The organism is Croceibacter atlanticus HTCC2559 (genome assembly GCF_000196315.1).
Lineage (GTDB): Bacteria > Bacteroidota > Bacteroidia > Flavobacteriales > Flavobacteriaceae > Croceibacter > Croceibacter atlanticus.
The window spans coordinates 1,822,163-1,840,409 of record NC_014230.1 but is presented as its reverse complement, the minus strand read 5'-3'; the positions used below and the strand labels follow the sequence as shown (position 1 = coordinate 1,840,409).

Sequence of the window (18,247 nt, the reverse complement as noted above, 5' to 3'; positions counted from 1 at the left end):
GTCTTTAAACCTTAGGAAACAAAGAATTTTAAAGAATCTAGTATATAGTTAACATTTTGTAGATACACGAAAGTTTAAAGCACAAAAAAAGCTTCAGAATTAACTGAAGCTTTTTTAATATTCTAATAAAGTTAAATCATTATTTAACTACCATCTTTCTTGTTGAAATTAATTTTCCATCTACGTATAAAGTATATAAGTAGATTCCAGCAGACAAATCTGATGCGTTTACATCTAATTCAGAATATCCTCGTTGAGTAAGATCTATTGAAGAAACTGTTTTCCCACTAGTATTTGAAAATTTAACTACTGCAGACTTAGCTTGTTCTGGCACAAAAAGCTTGATAGAACTTGTAGCCTGAAAAGGGTTAGGTATATTTTGGTAAAGTTTTGCAGAGTTTTCTGTAGTCACTTTAGCGTCTACATCTTGAGTTTGAGTTTGTGTTCCTCTAGCATTAGGACCGCCATTAGCTTCAATTGTTTGTGGCTTGTTTTGCCCAGTTGTTTTAATAGTCTGACAAGAACAAGCTTCTAATGCTGTTACACGTTCAGTTAAAGCTTCAACTTGTAAAAGTAAAGCTTTAATAGCTAATTTATGTTCTTCAAAAACTGGTGCCATATCAATATCGATATCATTACCATTAGAAATACTTAGTCTTAAGTTGTTTGCACTTGTTGTAGCAGAAATTGTTTGCTCGTCTGTATTATCCATATAGCTAGAAAAATCTACAGAGCCACCATCTTCTAATAATAACATATGGCCAAACTTTAAAAGGTACTGGTTATCTGTATTATCTCTAAGGTCAGATAAATCAACAGGATCAGCATTGTCTATCAATAGCATATCACCATCTCTGTGAGCATTTTGAGCATACTCTGAAAAATCTACAGAACCACCATCTTCTAATAATAAGGTGTGTCCAAATTTTAATAGGTATTGATTGTCTGTGTTATCACGTAGGTCAGATAAATCAACTGGGTTTGCATTATCTAGATAAAGCATATCTCCATCTCTAGTAATATTTTGATTATCGCTATTATCTAAATAAGTAGATAAACTTGCTTGTGGCAAACCTTGAAAATAAATCATGTGATCTTCACTTAAGGTGATTATTGGGTCAACTTGAGCAGAAAGATTGGAAGAAGAAAGTAAAGTTGCTGCGAAAAGCGCTGCAGTCGTAATTTGTAATGTTGTTTTCATAATAAGAGGATTTAAATTTTTAATACAAATACAATTTACAACTGTATTGCACCTCTTCTTGAATTTTAACAACACTGAAATCTATTTAAGAATATATTAACAAGAATTATTGTACACGCATAATAAAAATTATGGTTAAACCATAACAAAGTATTATTTGAATAATTATGAAATGCTGAAAATACATAGCTTCAAATAAAAAATTAAGATTATATTAAGAATAACCATTTATAAATAGATAATCATGTTAATTTTTTTAACATGATTATCTATTTTATTAAAAAAAACTTAAAATGGTATTTTATTTAACAAAGTGAAGACTGTTAATGCTTGTGCAGAAGCGAAATATTTTGTTAAAAAAGTCTAAAAACGAAGAAATCAATTAATTTTCTTTCAAGTATTCTATTAAATTCTTCGATATTCTTGAAGTAATATTAGAAATATCTGATTTTATAAAAGCCTCACCTGTAATGTTTTCGTAAAGCTCAATATAACGATCTGAGACAGATTTAATATAAGCATCACTCATTTCAGGAATAGTTTGTCCTTCAAAACCTTGAAAATCATTTGCAATTAACCATTGCCTAACAAACTCCTTAGATAACTGTTTCTGGGCTTCACCAGCGTTTTGACGATCTGCATAACCTTCTTTATAAAAATATCTAGAAGAATCTGGTGTATGAATTTCATCAATGAGTAGGATTTTTCCGTCTAAAGTTTTCCCAAATTCATATTTAGTATCTACAAGTATTAATCCGCGCTTGTCTGCAAGTTCGCTGCCGCGTTTAAAAAGCTTTTTAGTATAGTCTTCTAATACCGTATAATCTTCTTTAGAAACAATGCCACGTTTAAGAATATCTTCTTTCGAGATATCTTCATCATGATCACCTTTCTCTGCTTTAGTTGCAGGAGTTATTATAGGTTCTGGAAATTTATCATTCTCTTTCATACCATCTGGCATAGCTACGCCACAAAGAATTCGTTTTCCTGCTTTATATTCTCTTGCTGCGTGCCCAGACAAATATCCTCTTATAACCATTTCTACTTTAAATGGTTCACAAGCTATACCCACAGCAACATTAGGATCTGGTGTTGCTTGTAACCAATTAGGTACTAAATCTTCTGTAGCAGCCATCATCTTTGTGGCTATTTGATTTAGTATTTGTCCTTTATATGGTATTCCTTTTGGCATAACAACATCGAAAGCACTTAACCTGTCTGATGCTACCATAACCAACCTACCATCATTTAATGTATAAACGTCTCTTACCTTTCCTTTATATACATCTGTTTGACCTGGAAACGTAAAATTTGACTCTGTAATCGTATTCATTGCAATGCGTTGATAGGGTTATAAATTGTTGTGATTGTCTTAGGTTATTCTAGCTTTGGTTTTCAATAGCTTTGTAAGCTTCAATAACCTTTTTAACAAGTTTATGGCGTATTACATCTTTGTCATCTAAATACACCATGCCAATACCTTCTGTATCCTTAAGCACTAAAATAGCTTCTTTAAGACCACTAATAATTCGTCTTGGTAAATCTATTTGCCCAGGATCTCCTGTTATCATAAATTTTGCACTTTTACCCATACGGGTTAAAAACATTTTCATTTGTGCATGCGTAGTGTTTTGTGCTTCATCTAAAATAACAAAGGCATTATCTAAAGTACGCCCACGCATAAATGCCATTGGTGCAATTTGTATAACTCCTTTTTCTATATACGTTTCTAGCTTTTCATGAGGTATCATATCTCGCAACGCATCATACAAAGGCTGCATATAAGGATCTAATTTTTCTTTTAAATCTCCAGGAAGAAATCCTAAATTTTCACCAGCTTCAACTGCAGGTCGTGTTAAGATAATACGTTTTACTTCTTTATCCTTTAACGCTTTTACAGCTAATGCTACACCTGTATACGTTTTTCCTGTTCCTGCAGGTCCTATTGCAAAAACCATATCGTTCTTACTCATAAGATCAACCAACTTACGTTGGTTTGCCGTCTGTGCTTTAATAAGTTTTCCGCTAACACCATGAACTAACACATCTCCACTAGTTGCAGAGGTTTCGTAATCAGATTTTTTGTCGCTAGTAAGCACACGTTCTATCACATTTTCATCTAGCTTATTATACTTAGAAAAATGTTCCATTAGCATACTCATGCGTTTATCAAACTCCTCTAAGTGATCTTCATCTCCAAAAGCCTTTAACTTATTGCCTCTTGCAACAAGTTTTAACTTAGGAAAATATTTCTTAAGAAGCTGAATGTTTGAATTTTGTGACCCAAAAAATTCTTGTGGGTTAATTTCGGAAAGTTCTATGATAAGTTCGTTCAAAAGCCGGTAGAATTTATTTACAAAGTTGTGTTTAATTGCATAGTTTTGTCTAACAAATTTAATGAAAATATATCCTCATAAAGTGTTTTCATTCTTAATTTCTTAAATCTAAATATTAACCTTTATATATGGCTATAATTACGCTTACTACAGATTTTGGGGAGAAAGACCCTTTTGCTGGTGCAGTTAAGGGTGCTATATATAATGAGATGCCAGATATGCGTATTGTAGATATTACGCATAGTATTTCTCCGTTTCACATTCCAGAGGCTGCGTACATTATAAAAAATGCCTACAAAAGTTTTCCTGAGGGTACCATTCATATTATTGGTGTAGATGCAGAGCTAACCCCAGAAAACAAACATCTTGCATTAAAACTAGATGGGCATTTCTTTATTTGTGCAGATAATGGAATTATGAGTTTGCTTACTTCAGAAATTAATCCTGAAAAGATAGTTGAGATTAATATTCACGATGCTATTAAGACAAATTTTCCTGTTCTAGATGTTTTTGTAAGTGTTGCTTGCCACATAGCGCGTGGAGGTACGTTGGAGGTTGTCGGAAAAATTAGTGAAACTATTAAAGAGTTACATTACCTAAAAGCTCAAGCTAATAATGACCTAACACAAATTACAGGACACGTAATATATATAGACAATTATGGTAATGTGGTTACCAATATTAGCAAGTCTATTTTCGAGACAATTGGTAAAGGAAGAGCGTTTACCATACACGCGAGAAGTTTAAAGATTTCTAAAATATTTACCAGTTATAGCCAGGCAATTGATTTTACGGTAAATAAAGAACAACGATTTGATGATGAAGGTAAGAAACTTGCCATCTTTAATACATCAGATTTCATAGAGCTGGCAATGTACAGAAGTAACCCTCAAACAAGTGGTGGTGCCTCTAGTCTATTTGGGCTTACCTATTTAGATACTGTTACCGTAACTTTTAAATAATCCTATGTTTGTAAGAATTGTAAAATTGATTATTAAAACTGAAGAGATTTCTTCGTTTAAAACAATGTTTGATGAGAAGAAAGCTTTAATCAGAAATTTTCCAGGATGTCAATTTTTAGAATTATATCAGGATAAAAATAATAAAGAGATTTTTTTCACGTATAGTTATTGGAATCTTGAAGAGGATTTAGAAAATTACAGACACTCAACCCTTTTTAAAGCTGTTTGGGAAGAAACTAAACTGAAATTTAATGGCAAACCAGAAGCTTGGAGTGTCAACAAATTGGTATCATTGTCATAGCTTATGTACGCCATCTTAAAAAAAGACATACAAACCTTTTTCTCAAGTACCATAGGGTATTTGGTCATTGCTGTTTTCCTAATAGTTAATGGATTATTTCTTTGGGTGTTCCAAGGTGACTTTAATGTCTTTAATTATGGGTTCGCTGAGTTGTCTTCTTACTTTAGGTTAGCACCTTGGGTATTACTCTTTCTTATTCCTGCTGTTACTATGAGAAGTATTGCTGAAGAGCGAAAACAAGGTACATTAGAGTTATTACTCACCAAGCCTATTAGCTCTATGCAACTTATTTTAGGGAAATATTTTGGTGCATTGTCATTAATAGTAATTGCAATACTACCAACACTTGTTTATGTCTGGACCATATATGCATTAGGTAATCCTACAGGTAATTTAGATTTAGGTGTTATCCTTACATCATATATAGGTATGCTGTTATTAGCATCTACATTTGTAGCTATTGGGTTATTTGCCTCAAGCGTAACCCAAAACCAATTAGTGGCATTTATAATTGCCGTTCTAATATGTTTTTTAATGTTTTATGGATTTGATGGGATTTCAAGCCAATTAATTAATGAGTCGTCTTTTAATCTTAGCTTTTTTGGATTACAATACCATTATGATAGTTTAGGAAGAGGTGTCTTAGACACTCGTGATCTTATCTATTTTATAAGTATAACTGTTCTCTTTATAGCCTTAACGCATTTCAATATTAAACGCTATACTAATTAATTTGAAAACGTCTAACTCACATATAAAGCCACTCATATTAGTTGTTGTCATACTTGTTATTATAAACAGTGTTTCAAGTTCATTTTTTAACCGATTTGATTTTACAAAAGACAACAGATATACACTTTCTGAAGCTGCTTTAGATATTACCAACAAAGCAGAAGCTCCACTTATAGTAGATGTATTTTTACAAGGAGAATTTCCATCGGAGTTTAAAAGACTTCAAACTGAAACTCGATCTATCCTTGAGGAGTTTAATGCTGAAAACCCTTACATATACTTCAACTTTATAAATCCATTAGAAGGAAATGCCGATGCTGAGGCCATAGCTACACAGTTTTACCAAATGGGGATGACACCAGCCAGAGTGACTGTTAAAGAAAATGGTAAAAATGAGCAACGTATTATTTTTCCGTGGGCAATGGCTAATTATAATGATGAAACTGTAAAAATTCCATTATTAAAAAATAATTTAGGAGCTACCACAGAAGAACGTGTTAACGCTTCTGTACAACAACTTGAGTATGTGTTTGCAGATGCATTTTCTAAATTACTTACTCCAAGAAAGCAAAAAATTGCAATTATGAGAGGTAATGGTGAATTACCAGATCTAAATATTGCAGATTTTATAAAGACTATAAAACCGTATTATCGTGTTGCTCCATTTACTTTAGATAGTGTTGCTAATAATCCGATTGGTACATTAGAGAAGCTAAATGAGTATGATTTAGTGATTGAAGCTAAACCAACTCAAGCATTTACAGAGCAAGAAAAATATGTTTTGGACCAGTATCTTATGCAAGGTGGTAAAATGCTCTGGCTAACAGAGCAAGTTGCTTTTGAAACTGATAGTCTATTTAATCCTTCTCAAACTTCATTTGCATTACCAAGAACACTTAATTTAGATGACTATTTCTTTAAATATGGTATTAGGATAAATACTGAATTAGTAAATGATCTGTATAGCGCGCCATTAATTTTAGCAAGTGGACAAGGTGAAGACACACAATTTAACCCATATCCTTGGTTTTACTTTCCGCTACCAACAGCAACAAAAGCACATCCTATAGTTAACAATATTGAAGCTGTAAGGTTTGAGTATGCCAACCCAATAGACACATTAAAGAATAGTATAAACAAAACTGTGTTACTCACCAGTTCACCCACAACAAAGCTCGACGCTGTACCAAGACAATTATCCTTAAAAGCTTTAGGGCAACAACCAAATTTAGAACTTTATAAAGATAGCGAACAACCTTTAGCTGTATTGTTAGAAGGTTCATTTACATCTGTGTATGAAAATAGATTGAAACCTTTTAGTTATAAAAACAACAAAAACAATAGTGAAGCTACTGCAATGCTCGTCATCTCAGATGGAGATATTATAAAAAACAAAACTAACGGCAATCAACCTTTAGAGTTAGGTTTTGAACGTTATACTGGCGCTGCTTATGGAAACAAAGAGTTTCTCTTAAACAGCGTAAATTACTTGCTAGACGATACTGGGTTAATAGATATTAGATCTAAAGAAATATCTATTGCCTTCCTAAATCCAGATAAAATAGCAGATGAAAAACTTAAGTGGCAGCTTATCAATATTTTATTGCCGCTTGTCTTATTAGCTATATTTGGAGTTGTATTTATAAGCCTTAGAAAACGTAAATACACCTTATAATTTAGCACTTACATTACTTTAATTTTATAGAAAGCTATACCTTTCTACTACGACCAACCAACTTAATTTATTAGTTATGAAAGCATTTTTTGCAACCTTATTAGTGTTCACTACGCTACTATCTTGTAAAACAGAAACTACTACTAACACTCAAGAAAGTCTCCCTTTAAAAACAGGAGATTGGCATGCTGTTTTAGATGTACAAGATGGTAAACAGTTACCCTTTACATTTAAGGTTAATGATAATAATACCTTAACGGTTTTTAATGCCGAAGAGGAAATTAATGTTGAAGATATTAATGTAGAAGGCGACACCATTACTATTCAATTTCCTGTATACGAAGGTATCATTAAAGGCACATTCGACTCTACAAATATTTCTGCTAAGTATATTAAACCAAGCTTAAATCGCATTGTAAACTTTACAGCTACATATGGTAAAAAAGATCGGTTTGAAATTGAAGATGAACCAAGTGTAGACATGACAGGCTCATGGGAAACTATTTTTAGTCCAGGCACAGAAGATAGTTATGTCGCAAAAGGTATTTTTATACAAGATGGTAATACTCTTACGGGTACTTTTAGAACTACAACTGGAGACTATCGTTACTTAGAAGGTGTTGTATATGGCAACTATTTTGAACTTTCTACTTTTGATGGTGCTCACGCATTTTTATTTAGCGGTCAAGTAGAAGGTGATCAATTAAAAGGAACTTTTTATTCTGGCAATCATTTTAAGGAACCCTTTGAGGCTATGCGCAATGATGCTTATGAGCTTCCAGATGCAAATGCATTAACTTATATTAAAGATGGTTATGATGGTTTAGAGTTTACTTTTCCAAATCTTAAAGGCGAAAGTATCTCCTTAAATGATGACAACCTTAAAGGAAAAGTAAGAATTATACAAATTATGGGAACTTGGTGCCCTAACTGTTTAGATGAGACAAGATATTATGTAGACTATTATAATGCTTATAAAACAGATGATTTAGAATTTCTAGCTCTTGCTTTTGAGTATGCTCCTACCAAGGAAAAGGCTTTTAAAAGTATTGAAAGGTTAAAAGACAATGCAAATGTTCCTTATCCTATATTATTAGCACAATATGGTAGTGCAGATAAAGCTAAATCTCAAGAAAAGTTACCTATGCTTAACCAAATTCTCTCCTATCCTACTACTATATTTGTAGATAAAAAAGGTGTAGTAAGAAAGATTCACACTGGTTTTGATGGTCCTGCAACTGGAGAAAAGTATGAAGTTTTTAAAAGAGAGTTTGATGCTTTTGTAACAGAATTATTAGCTGAATAACAAAGAAACCTTAGCTCTCAAACTGTTTTCTTGCAGCAACCTCAACATTCATTTGTTTAATACGGCTGTCTACTTTGCGTTTAAAATCTGTATCTGCTATTATGGCCATATTATCTAGATAGCGAATAACTTCTTGCTTTCTTATGTCAGAGAAATTAAGGCCTTTCATATTGGCTTTCATTAACTCCCTAAGCATATCGAGCTTTGTGTTATAAGTTTTCTTAAAATATATTTCAGGATTTTCATACCAGTCTTCGGGTAAATCGAAATCTGTTAACCTTAGCGAAATTGCACTCTGTATATTTCTTACATCTCTAGAAGAGAAAAATGGAAATACATCTTGTACTTGTTTGTATAACGCTGCATAAAATTGATGCTCGTTAGCTGTATGAGCAGCTTCAACAGTTTCATAAATTTTCAAGACGCGTTCTTCTGTTGGCTTTTCAATTGTCTCCATAAGTTGAGATAAGTTTGAAACCAATTGTTGATCGGCTAAAAAACTATAGTCTGGATTTTTCATACTTACAAAACCAGGCAATGTGGTTTCAAATTTTTTCCACCATAAATAGTCTTGATCTATAAAGTCGTTCTCAGATTGCGCGCCGTCAATTTTAAATCTGCCTTGAATCCTATTTATTACCGCTTTATCTAATTGCTCAGGCAAGTTTGTAAATAAGCCAATAGATGAATTTCCGTAATTCATAGCATATGCACCTTCTGTATACCTTAAAAACACACCTATTACTTCTTTAACACCTGCGGAAACACCTTGTGCTGTACGTTCTTGTAAATTATTCTCAGCATCATCTATAGGTGCAAAGATTAAGCGAGTTGGGTCTTGTAAAGGTTTCATCCACTGTACCATCTTTTCCGCAGAACCACCTTGAAATGTAGATATTAACGTATCTGGCATTGGGTGAAATAAAAATGGAACTTCTAATTGGTCTGTTAACTCTTTTAATCGTGTTGCAATAGCTGCAATTAGCATACTTTTTCCTGTACCAGGAATACCGTAACCCATAAATACTGGCATAAAGCCGCCTAATTCCTGAAACGGATTCTTCTTTGCTTCTACATCATAACTTAGCAAACGCTCTGTTAGCCGTCTAGAAAAATGTTTGGCATCTCGGTTACCAACAATTTCTTCAAACTTAATTTTATTAAACTCTACACTCTTTGCTGTATCTAAAAAATTAAGATCCCAACCTGAGATAGAAAATGTTGAATTCTCTAATTTATATGTTCTGTCTGTAATAGTTTCTGTGTGCTCCAACGCATTTTTACGAAGATTAATTTCTCCTATTAATGCTTCAAAGAAAACAACCGTAAAATCTATACTATCACGTTCTTTAGTAATAATATCTGGATGATTTAAGTACTTGTCATAATAAAACAGCACACACGATAGTCCTTTTGTAGGTGTGTTTAAAGAAAGTTCTGGTATTCCTGCAAACTTGTTTTTCATCACGTTTACAGTTTCACTTGTGCGTTCTTTTAATGTAGTGACTATGTAACTTGCCAAACTAAATAACATAAATGCCGTAGCGGTTTGCATCTTAGCTTCTAAGTCGTGACGCTGGTTAGGTGTTAGGGTTGCCTTGCGTTCATTTAAATCGCTTAAACCAGAGGCATCATAATAACTATCTTTTGCCCATATACCTATGGCTATAGCTTCTTGTAAAACAAATAGCGTCTCATTTAGTTGTAATGGTAATGCTACTGTATCTGGCAACAACCGTTTTTTAAGAGCTAAAATTGTTTTTGAAACAGAAGTAATGTCTGTGGCAGAAGAACCTCCAGTTGCTTTAGAAAGGTAAAGTAATATGTTTTCCTGCTCCTTGGTTTCCTTTTCCTTGCTTTTTGCTCGATAACCTTGCTCCCATTGTATTCCTTTAATATAGGAAGCCGCTTCTTCTCGCAACGCCTTTAAATCTGCTTCTTTTATTGGGAATGTACTGTTATGTTCCATTTGTTTTAGGTTAAGATGGTTGTCAGGTTCTATGAATAAAAATTATAGGAAAGCACTTTACGGCACTATGTGCTATTCCCTAAATTCCTTTTTTCAATGTTCTTTTTTCTTTAAATCAATTTCAAGATCGTCTATTAGGAAAGGAGATTTACTTAACCTTGTAATTGTTTCTGGAACGTTATGATATAACATTTGCAATACACGATGTGGTGCAAATAAGTATTTCTCTGTTGGTTGCTTATCCCAATGCTGAAGGGTTTGCTTCATAAAAAAACTACCTTCCTTAAAAGTGCCTTTTGTAGTTAAGTTGTCTATACTTAACGTTAATGCATAAGAAGATAACGGTAAGTCTTTACTTACAATACTCTTAAGTATTTGGTGTGTGAAAATATTTTCGTCTTTTGCAAATACACTATGAATTGGTCCTAAATCTAATCTCCTTAATAGTTTTGGATATACCTTATATAGTTTTTTGTCTATAAGATATGCCAAGGTATCCAAACTCATAGATCGGTCTGCAGTACTTAACAACACTGTATATAAATCGTCTTTTAGGTCTTCTACGTCTCCAGAATAATCAAAGTACATGAAGTTTAAAAAAGGTCTGTTTAAGCTTACATCATAAAAGCACCAACTCACCATATATTGAGCGTTGTGTGCATTTGCCTTTAGTATTTTTCCCTGTATAAATCTTTTGAAAATTTTATGCTCTTCAACATCGGAGTAATATACTATATATGCTGCTTGAAACAATTGGTGCTCACTAATATGAGTTTTGTCTTTTAAAAGAGTATCTAAAAATTTCTCCTTTAGCTCTTCTACTTTAGGTAGCCTATTAATATGTTCATTTCTTAATGCTAAGTCGTTTATAAGATATCTAAACTCAAGGTAGTTAGGAAAACCAGATTCTGTAACATCAATTTTCATATGATGCTCTTCATCATATTTATATTTAACACGCATCATCTCTAAAGAATACAAGAATAGCTTCATGTATTGCTTAATTAAGACTACTTCTTGGGTATTACATAAGCTATGAGTTTCTAAGCCTTTTAAGACAACATCTATAGCATGTGTTACAATATGATGATAAAAAACATACTGTTCCTTAGTCTCTAAGGTAGCAGAATCTAACGGTGTTACAATTTGATTTAAGGACATGTAATGTATTGGAAAACTAGAATAGACAGTAAAAAAAAGTACAAGTAGTATTGAAAACACTAAAAATGCAACACTATGCGATTACATTTTTAGTGTTTAAAGTTAAAGGGAATTAACTTAAAAGGTCATCTCCAGAAGTGTCTGGTTCACTTGGTTTCTTAGGAGTTTCTGGTTTAGGATTTTGCTTTTTACCATCTGCGTAATATTCTTCAAACAGTTCTTTCATATCTATCCCATATCTGTCTGCAAAATTTTGTCGTATTGTTGCATCCTTTTCTCTTATTTCCTGTAATGCTTCAGCATAACTGCCATACACACCTTTCATAACTTTTTCATGAACAGGAATGTTATCCATCATACTTTGTCTTGCCTTAGCACTTGCTGTATGCATAGATGCCAATGTTTCTCCAATATGCTCATCTGTCTTAACACCTAGGTGTTCTAAGATTGCCGCAAACTCTTGATCTGTACGTGCTTTTAATGCTACAATATAACCATCATAGTATTTTAGACGCTCTTCTGTATCACTCTTTAATTTAGCACGATGTGTTTGTAAGTTACTGCGTAAAGACGTTAAAACTTTAATGGTAAGATTATGTTTATGTACAAAGCTGTCTTTTGAAGCCGCAAGCGTTATATAGGCGTTTCTCAACCCTTCTAACTCTTCTACTTTTTGCTCGATCTGAGTAACTTTTCCTATTGCCTCTGAGTATTGTGTAGATTGCTTGTCAGTAACTTCTTCTAAAGCTTGACGTGCTTGCTTTAACAATGCATATTGCTCTTCTAGCTTTTCTTCTGTTTCTGCTTTTTTCTCAAGTGCTTTTGTATGGTTTTTACTTGCTTCTACAATAGCATCTTGTAATCTGTCTTCTACTTCTTTAATTTCAACTTCTCTATTTTTAAGACGTGTAACTGCTGCTTGAGACTTATAAGATAATTCACCTAAAAGTGTTTGTACATCTGCACTTTCAATACGCCCTTGAAACATTGCTTTAGCTTTATTATCTGCAGCATCTCTAGTTTTCTGAGCTTCTTTAAGTTCTTCTTCTTTCTTTTTAATTCGGCTTTTGCGACCAAATAAATTATTCCACCAAGTATCTTTTACATTTTCTGCATCTTCCAGTTCAATCTTAGCACGTTCTAAAGCTTTTTGAGCATCATCAATCACTTTTTGCTCTTCAGCATTTAATGATGAGAATTTCTCGAATATTATTCCTACTTCATCTTGATAGTCTGTAAGATCTTTAATGGCATCTAATAGTGTAGACCTATCTGTCTCTGCCATTTTCACAACATCGTCTAATGTGGCATTTAAGATTTTTTGTCTTGTTTGTGGGTCTTGTTCCTGAGAAAGTCTAGACTTCATCTGGTCTATGGTTTTGCCCCAGTTTACATCTACTTTTTCTTGGCTCTTTTCTGAAGATGCCGTTTCTAATAAATCAAAATCGTCTGCCATGTTGTATTTAAATTGTGTTAAGTCTTAGTGTTGATTAATGAAAAATGTTATAGCAATTTCGTTAAAATAGTTGAGTATTAAAATTTTGAAGGCTTTCATTTTTACAAGTAAATAAAAATTACTGTGAGTATTAAAATGAGAACTATTGTTGTGAATACGACAATCTTTTTCAATCTCATTTTATGCTCCTTTTTTAATCGTCTTCTTATATCGAATAATAATGATTCTGTAACCTCAACTGAATGTAGTTTTTTAACCTTACCTGAATATACTTTATGCGTGGATTGCTTAAAGAATTCCTGAGTACGAGAAGACGTTTTTTGCCTTCTGTCCTGTAACATTTTCATCTGGTGTGGACCGTAACTCATTTTTAGGATTGTTTAATAGATAAGTAATCAAAATCGTTAAAATGTTACAGTTTATTTACAAAATAAGCCTTAAAGATTAGATTTGGCACAAAAAAAATCCCGATGGTTAAACCATCGGGATTTAATAATTTATAGTATTTAAATAGTGTTTAGTCTAACACAAACTCTGTTGTAGATAGTAATTCATTACCATTAAATACATTTACTGTATACTTTCCTTCTAAGAAATCTCCTCTTGTGTTTTTTACATTTTCACAAACATCTAAAGGCTTGTTCTCGTAGTAGAATCTTGAAATTTTACTATATGTTATCTGCTCACCATCAACTGTAACAGTTTGATTGGCACCCATAATAATACCTTTAGGATCTTTTACTTGTACATATAATACTTTGTCTCCAGGTTCTGCTAAACGGTTTGTAGGTATAGTATAACAAGTTCTTATTAAGTCTACTCTACTTGCGTTGTCATTTTCAACTAAACGTCCTGAGCGTCTTTCAATAACTGCATTAGATTTTAAACTTACTACAGATAATCTAGCTTCTTTGGCAATTACCGTTTCTAACTCTTCTGCTTTAGTAGCTAAAGAATCTTTTGCAGCATTGGTTTGATCTAACTCTTCCTTAGTTTCTGTAACACGCATAGCTAATAAGCTATTAGTACCTCTTAAAGAATCGTTTTGAGCAAATAAATACTCTAACTGCTTGTTAAGCTTATTAACTTGACCTTGGTAACGACGTAATACAGCAATATCTGCTTTCATTACCTCAACAGAATCTATAAGTATTTTTACACGCTCTCTAGCTTCATTTAAGTCTGAGTTTACAAGGTTGTTTTCTTCAATTACCTCATCATACTGCACAACCATTTCATTAAGGTCTTTAAGTACAATTTCTTTCTCTTTCTCTAATTGAGCTTTAGTCTCTTTTTCCTGATTGTATAACTTTACAACCATAATACCCGCAACAACTAGCAATACTGCTAATAGTATAGTGAGTACACGCATTCCTGTGTTATTTTTTTCAGTTGTCATAAATTTAATTTTTATAGCTCTACACTAAACGTGGAGCATTTATACGTTGCAATATTATATAGTTAAACGTCTCGAATGTATTGAAATTATGTTATTTAGCTAAGATTTAACGTGTTTATGTAAAAATATGTTAAAATAAAAAGAGCTTAACTACTGGTAGTTAAGCTCTTGTAAAATTTAATCGACGAACTAATCTCTGGTTAGTCGTTTGTATTTGATTCGTTTTGGCATTAAATCGCCTCCTAATCGTTTCTTTTTATTCTCTTCATAGTCACTAAAACCACCTTCAAAGAAATATACTTGACTATTACCTTCAAAAGCAAGAATATGAGTACAAATTCTATCTAAGAACCAACGGTCGTGAGAAATTACTACTGCACAGCCTGCAAAGTTTTCTAAACCTTCCTCTAATGCTCTAAGTGTATTTACATCTAAATCGTTAGTAGGCTCATCTAACAGTAATACGTTACCTTCTTCCTTAAGCGTCATTGCCAAGTGAAGACGGTTTCGCTCACCACCAGAAAGCTTGCTTACTTTTTTGTTTTGTTCGCTACCACTAAAATTAAATCTGCTTAAGTAAGCTCTAGAGTTAACCTGCTTGCCACCCATCATTACTAATTCTTGGCTATCGCTAAAGTTTTCCCAAATAGATTTATCGTTATCTATATTAGCGTGCTTTTGATCTACATAGGCGATCTTTGCTGTGTCTCCTACCTCAAAATTACCGCTATCTGGACTTTCTTCGCCCATAATCATTTTAAAAATTGTTGTTTTACCAGCACCGTTTGGTCCAATAATACCAACAATACCTGCTTGAGGAAGTTGAAAGTTTAAGTCGTCATATAACAATTTATCACCGTAAGCTTTACTTACGTTTTTAGCTTCGATAACATTTGTTCCTAAACGTGGACCATTTGGAATATAAATTTCCAACTTGTCATCTAACTGTTTTTGGTCTTGAGATAAAAGCTTATCATAATTTTTAAGACGTGCCTTTTGTTTAGTCTGGCGGCCTTTTGCACCTTGACGTACCCATTCTAACTCTCGCTCTAAAGTTTTTTGACGTTTAGAGGCTGTTTTGCTTTCTTGAGCCAAACGTTTAGATTTTTGGTCTAGCCAAGAAGAGTAGTTACCTTCCCAAGGAATACCTTCACCTCTATCTAATTCTAAAATCCAACCAGCAACGTTATCTAAAAAGTATCTATCGTGAGTTACTGCTATTACCGTTCCTTTATATTGTTGTAAATGGTGCTCTAACCAATGTACAGATTCTGCATCAAGGTGGTTGGTAGGCTCATCTAATAAAAGAACATCTGGCTCTCTAAGCAGTAATCTACATAAAGCAACACGACGGCGTTCTCCACCAGAAAGTACACTTATTTTTTTATCTGCATCTGGCGTACGTAGCGCATCCATAGCTATATTAAGCTTTGTGTCTAGATCCCAAGCATTGCTGGCATCTATCTCGTCTTGCAAAACTGCCTGACGGTTCATAAGCTTTTCCATCTTATCTGGATCTGAGTAAACCTCTTCTAATCCAAATTGATCGTTTATTTTATTGTACTCATCTAAAACAGCAACAGTTTCTGCTACACCTTCTTTTACAACTTCCAGTACAGTTTTGTCTTCATCTAATTTTGGTTCTTGCTCTAAGTAACCTACAGAATAGTCTTGAGAGAAAACCACATCACCTTGAAAATTCTTATCTACACCTGCAATAATCTTTAATAATGTAGACTTACCAGAACCGTTTAAACCTAGGATACCAATTTTAGCACCATAGAAAAAACTTAAATACATATTCTTAATTACTGGTGTATTAGCACCAGGAAATGTCTTGCTTACACCAGACATTGAAAAAATTACTTTTTTATCGTCGCTCATAAATAGTCAAAAATTTAAATTTAAAATAAGAGGATTACTAAACGCGTCCTTTTAAGGCATTAAACACCCAAGCAATAGCAAAGAAACCAATTCCCACAGACACAAAGCCCCAACCGGCAACATCGTCATATTTAAAAGCACCTAGAGCAATTAATCCTAGACCTACTAATATCATTATAAATGTGGCCCAAGCCAATACTGTATTTTTATTCATCATCCTTCTATAAAATTTTATTGTGTTATTTGGGCGCTTAAACAGGCTATTCGCTAAATCTCCTTTACAAAGGATGATACCGCTTCTATCCTTAGCGCAGTAATGAAGGACAAATATCGTGTATTGGTAACTTTCCTACAACACTGTTTTTACTTGCAGGAAAAAACCCCTTATAAAATGTAAACTACAATTTATAAGGGGTTTTGAAAAATTATATTAGCTTCAATTTAGCTTGTAGGTCCATTATCGACGTTAGACTCTAACACAGCTTCAATTGAGTTTGGAATATTTTCTAATAAATCATATCCAGTAAGGTTCTCTATAGCATTAACAGTTGTTCTGTACTGTGCCCAATTGCTATTAACGCCTTGGTCATTAGGGACATTAATTGCAATGACTCTAGTGCTTGAGGTTACTCGATTAATATCATCTGTGCCATTATCTAAAATCAATGCCACTTTCCAGAACGTATCTGGCACTGTAATTTGCCCACTATCTATGGTTGCAGCATAACCATTACTTCCTGTACCACCAGAACCATGAACCCCAGAAATAATATGAATTTCCTTGCCTTCATCTGTTAACGATCTTAAATAGTTTTCAAAATTTGCCCAAGTTTGCTGGTTGTTATCTGGAGATTGTGGCGCAATGTTACTCATATAAAAAGTGTTTTCATTAGCACCATCTGTATAAGTTCTATCTGCTGAAGGACACAAATGACCTCTATTAAATCCTGTACCAGTATAATCTCCAGTTGTTGGCTTATAAAAACTGCTAGGTAATGAGTAATCACCTTTAAAACAATCACAACGGTCTGCATTTCCTCTCCAGGCATCACTTAAATGCCAGCTTACCCAATTTGCTGTTCCTCGTGAGTTATTGTAAGACAAAATGAAATCTGGTTTAGAAAGGTAATAGTTGTTAGATGAAGTGTTGGCATTAGATGGATTTCCGAAGGTAATATTGCTATCTCTTGCTGCTGTTCCGCCACCACCATTTCCACTTCCAGATGATGTTGTGATTTCGAAGTTGTCTATATTTATTCTATTGCTACCACCAGAAAGTTTCATAATACCAAATCTTACAGCAGACGTTGTATTTACTGTAAATGTTACAGTGTTTAAGGTTGTAGAGTTTGTGGTTACCGTATCACCTACATAGTACCAGTTTGCTCCATTATCATAAGAAGCAATTAAACGCCAAGTAGATGTACCATTGCTACCGTATTTAGCGTGCCTAACTCTTACTATGTCTGCACCGTTATCCATATTAAAATTCATGATAGCATAACCAGAATTTCTTATGCGCATAGATTTAGAGCCGTATTTTCTATCATTAGATAGTGAGCCTAACAAAGCATCTGTTAGGTACCAGCTTCCAGATGCAAGCGTAACATTTGCACCAGCGTAACTACCTTTAGAGCCGCTTTCAAAAGCTTCAGTAAAGCCATCCACTCTTAGTCCTGAGAAGTTATGTTCATGTGCTCCACTATTATCTTGTAAAGTTGTCTTAGCTTCAATTTCACCAATAACTTCAACAGAAAGTGTTTCTAAAGATTCATAAGTATCATCATCCTTCGAACAGGATACAATAATTAAAAGTGTTGATAATACAATTAAGGGTTTAAATAAAAATGATTTCATAAATGTTT

The 18,247-nt window shown here is 33.4% G+C and carries 15 protein-coding genes; 5 read left to right on the top strand and 10 right to left on the bottom strand.

Annotated elements, in window-relative coordinates; genetic code table 11:
• Positions 1 to 139: 139 nt before the first annotated feature.
• From CA2559_RS08300 to CA2559_RS08290, 3 genes are all read right to left on the bottom strand, one after another.
• Positions 140 to 1,201 carry a T9SS type A sorting domain-containing protein gene (locus tag CA2559_RS08300; protein WP_013187423.1) on the bottom strand — a complete coding sequence of 354 codons (1,062 nt, stop codon included), beginning with the start codon at positions 1,199 to 1,201 and terminating at the stop codon, positions 140 to 142.
• A 382-nt stretch (positions 1,202 to 1,583) separates the two neighbouring features.
• Positions 1,584 to 2,534: a phosphoribosylaminoimidazolesuccinocarboxamide synthase gene (locus tag CA2559_RS08295; protein ID WP_013187422.1), complete on the bottom strand. Its 951-nt coding sequence runs from the start codon at positions 2,532 to 2,534 to the stop codon at positions 1,584 to 1,586.
• 49 nt (positions 2,535 to 2,583) lie between these two features.
• The gene (locus CA2559_RS08290) at positions 2,584 to 3,537 is read right to left on the bottom strand and encodes a PhoH family protein (RefSeq protein WP_013187421.1); all 954 of its coding nucleotides are present in this window, start codon (positions 3,535 to 3,537) and stop codon (positions 2,584 to 2,586) included.
• 128 nt (positions 3,538 to 3,665) lie between these two features.
• Between CA2559_RS08290 and CA2559_RS08285 the strand changes: the two genes are divergently transcribed.
• The 5 genes from CA2559_RS08285 to CA2559_RS08265 all read left to right on the top strand — a co-directional run bounded on the left by CA2559_RS08285 (position 3,666) and on the right by CA2559_RS08265 (position 8,513).
• The gene (locus tag CA2559_RS08285; RefSeq protein ID WP_013187420.1) at positions 3,666 to 4,499 is read left to right on the top strand and encodes an SAM hydrolase/SAM-dependent halogenase family protein; all 834 of its coding nucleotides are present in this window, start codon (positions 3,666 to 3,668) and stop codon (positions 4,497 to 4,499) included.
• Positions 4,500 to 4,503: 4 nt separating this feature from the next.
• On the top strand, positions 4,504 to 4,800 hold the full coding sequence (locus CA2559_RS08280) for a putative quinol monooxygenase (protein WP_013187419.1): 297 nt from the start codon (positions 4,504 to 4,506) through the stop codon (positions 4,798 to 4,800).
• Between the two features lie 3 nt (positions 4,801 to 4,803).
• Complete coding sequence (gldF, locus tag CA2559_RS13870) at positions 4,804 to 5,532, top strand: gliding motility-associated ABC transporter permease subunit GldF (RefSeq protein WP_013187418.1); 729 nt, start codon at positions 4,804 to 4,806, stop codon at positions 5,530 to 5,532.
• A gap of 1 nt (position 5,533) precedes the next feature.
• On the top strand, positions 5,534 to 7,207 hold the full coding sequence (gldG, locus tag CA2559_RS08270) for a gliding motility-associated ABC transporter substrate-binding protein GldG (RefSeq protein WP_013187417.1): 1,674 nt from the start codon (positions 5,534 to 5,536) through the stop codon (positions 7,205 to 7,207).
• Between the two features lie 76 nt (positions 7,208 to 7,283).
• A complete protein-coding gene (locus CA2559_RS08265; RefSeq protein WP_013187416.1) occupies positions 7,284 to 8,513 on the top strand; it encodes a TlpA disulfide reductase family protein in 1,230 nt (409 codons plus the stop codon).
• Between the two features lie 10 nt (positions 8,514 to 8,523).
• Here the strand turns inward: CA2559_RS08265 and CA2559_RS08260 are convergent, their stop codons facing one another.
• From CA2559_RS08260 to CA2559_RS08230, 7 genes are all read right to left on the bottom strand, one after another.
• Entirely contained in the window at positions 8,524 to 10,482 is a 1,959-nt protein-coding gene (locus tag CA2559_RS08260) for an AAA family ATPase (protein WP_013187415.1), read from the bottom strand.
• A gap of 93 nt (positions 10,483 to 10,575) precedes the next feature.
• Positions 10,576 to 11,643, bottom strand: a complete 1,068-nt coding sequence (locus CA2559_RS08255) for a hypothetical protein (RefSeq protein WP_013187414.1) — start codon at positions 11,641 to 11,643, stop codon at positions 10,576 to 10,578.
• A gap of 112 nt (positions 11,644 to 11,755) precedes the next feature.
• Positions 11,756 to 13,099, bottom strand: coding sequence for a coiled-coil domain-containing protein (locus CA2559_RS08250; RefSeq protein WP_013187413.1), 1,344 nt, complete (start codon positions 13,097 to 13,099; stop codon positions 11,756 to 11,758).
• Positions 13,100 to 13,616: 517 nt separating this feature from the next.
• Positions 13,617 to 14,498 carry a coiled-coil domain-containing protein gene (locus tag CA2559_RS08240; RefSeq protein WP_013187411.1) on the bottom strand — a complete coding sequence of 294 codons (882 nt, stop codon included), beginning with the start codon at positions 14,496 to 14,498 and terminating at the stop codon, positions 13,617 to 13,619.
• 189 nt (positions 14,499 to 14,687) lie between these two features.
• Positions 14,688 to 16,382 (bottom strand): energy-dependent translational throttle protein EttA, encoded by a 1,695-nt coding sequence (gene ettA, locus CA2559_RS08235; RefSeq protein WP_013187410.1) that lies wholly within the window; start codon positions 16,380 to 16,382, stop codon positions 14,688 to 14,690.
• A gap of 37 nt (positions 16,383 to 16,419) precedes the next feature.
• On the bottom strand, positions 16,420 to 16,596 hold the full coding sequence (locus CA2559_RS13755; RefSeq protein WP_013187409.1) for a CAL67264 family membrane protein: 177 nt from the start codon (positions 16,594 to 16,596) through the stop codon (positions 16,420 to 16,422).
• Positions 16,597 to 16,823: 227 nt separating this feature from the next.
• Complete coding sequence (locus CA2559_RS08230) at positions 16,824 to 18,239, bottom strand: DNA/RNA non-specific endonuclease (protein ID WP_013187408.1); 1,416 nt, start codon at positions 18,237 to 18,239, stop codon at positions 16,824 to 16,826.
• Positions 18,240 to 18,247 lie beyond the last annotated feature (8 nt).

Bases quoted from the DNA above. Each gene is read 5' to 3' on its own strand.
- CA2559_RS08300 (WP_013187423.1), bottom strand. From the start codon at position 1,201: ATGAAAACAACATTACAAATTACGACTGCAGCGCTTTTCGCAGCAACT.
- CA2559_RS08295 (WP_013187422.1), bottom strand. From the start codon at position 2,534: ATGAATACGATTACAGAGTCAAATTTTACGTTTCCAGGTCAAACAGAT.
- CA2559_RS08285 (WP_013187420.1), top strand. From the start codon at position 3,666: ATGGCTATAATTACGCTTACTACAGATTTTGGGGAGAAAGACCCTTTT.
- CA2559_RS08280 (WP_013187419.1), top strand. From the start codon at position 4,504: ATGTTTGTAAGAATTGTAAAATTGATTATTAAAACTGAAGAGATTTCT.
- gldF (WP_013187418.1), top strand. From the start codon at position 4,804: ATGTACGCCATCTTAAAAAAAGACATACAAACCTTTTTCTCAAGTACC.
- CA2559_RS08265 (WP_013187416.1), top strand. From the start codon at position 7,284: ATGAAAGCATTTTTTGCAACCTTATTAGTGTTCACTACGCTACTATCT.
- CA2559_RS08260 (WP_013187415.1), bottom strand. From the start codon at position 10,482: ATGGAACATAACAGTACATTCCCAATAAAAGAAGCAGATTTAAAGGCG.
- CA2559_RS08255 (WP_013187414.1), bottom strand. From the start codon at position 11,643: ATGTCCTTAAATCAAATTGTAACACCGTTAGATTCTGCTACCTTAGAG.
- CA2559_RS08250 (WP_013187413.1), bottom strand. From the start codon at position 13,099: ATGGCAGACGATTTTGATTTATTAGAAACGGCATCTTCAGAAAAGAGC.
- CA2559_RS08240 (WP_013187411.1), bottom strand. From the start codon at position 14,498: ATGACAACTGAAAAAAATAACACAGGAATGCGTGTACTCACTATACTA.
- ettA (WP_013187410.1), bottom strand. From the start codon at position 16,382: ATGAGCGACGATAAAAAAGTAATTTTTTCAATGTCTGGTGTAAGCAAG.
- CA2559_RS13755 (WP_013187409.1), bottom strand. From the start codon at position 16,596: ATGAATAAAAATACAGTATTGGCTTGGGCCACATTTATAATGATATTA.
- CA2559_RS08230 (WP_013187408.1), bottom strand. From the start codon at position 18,239: ATGAAATCATTTTTATTTAAACCCTTAATTGTATTATCAACACTTTTA.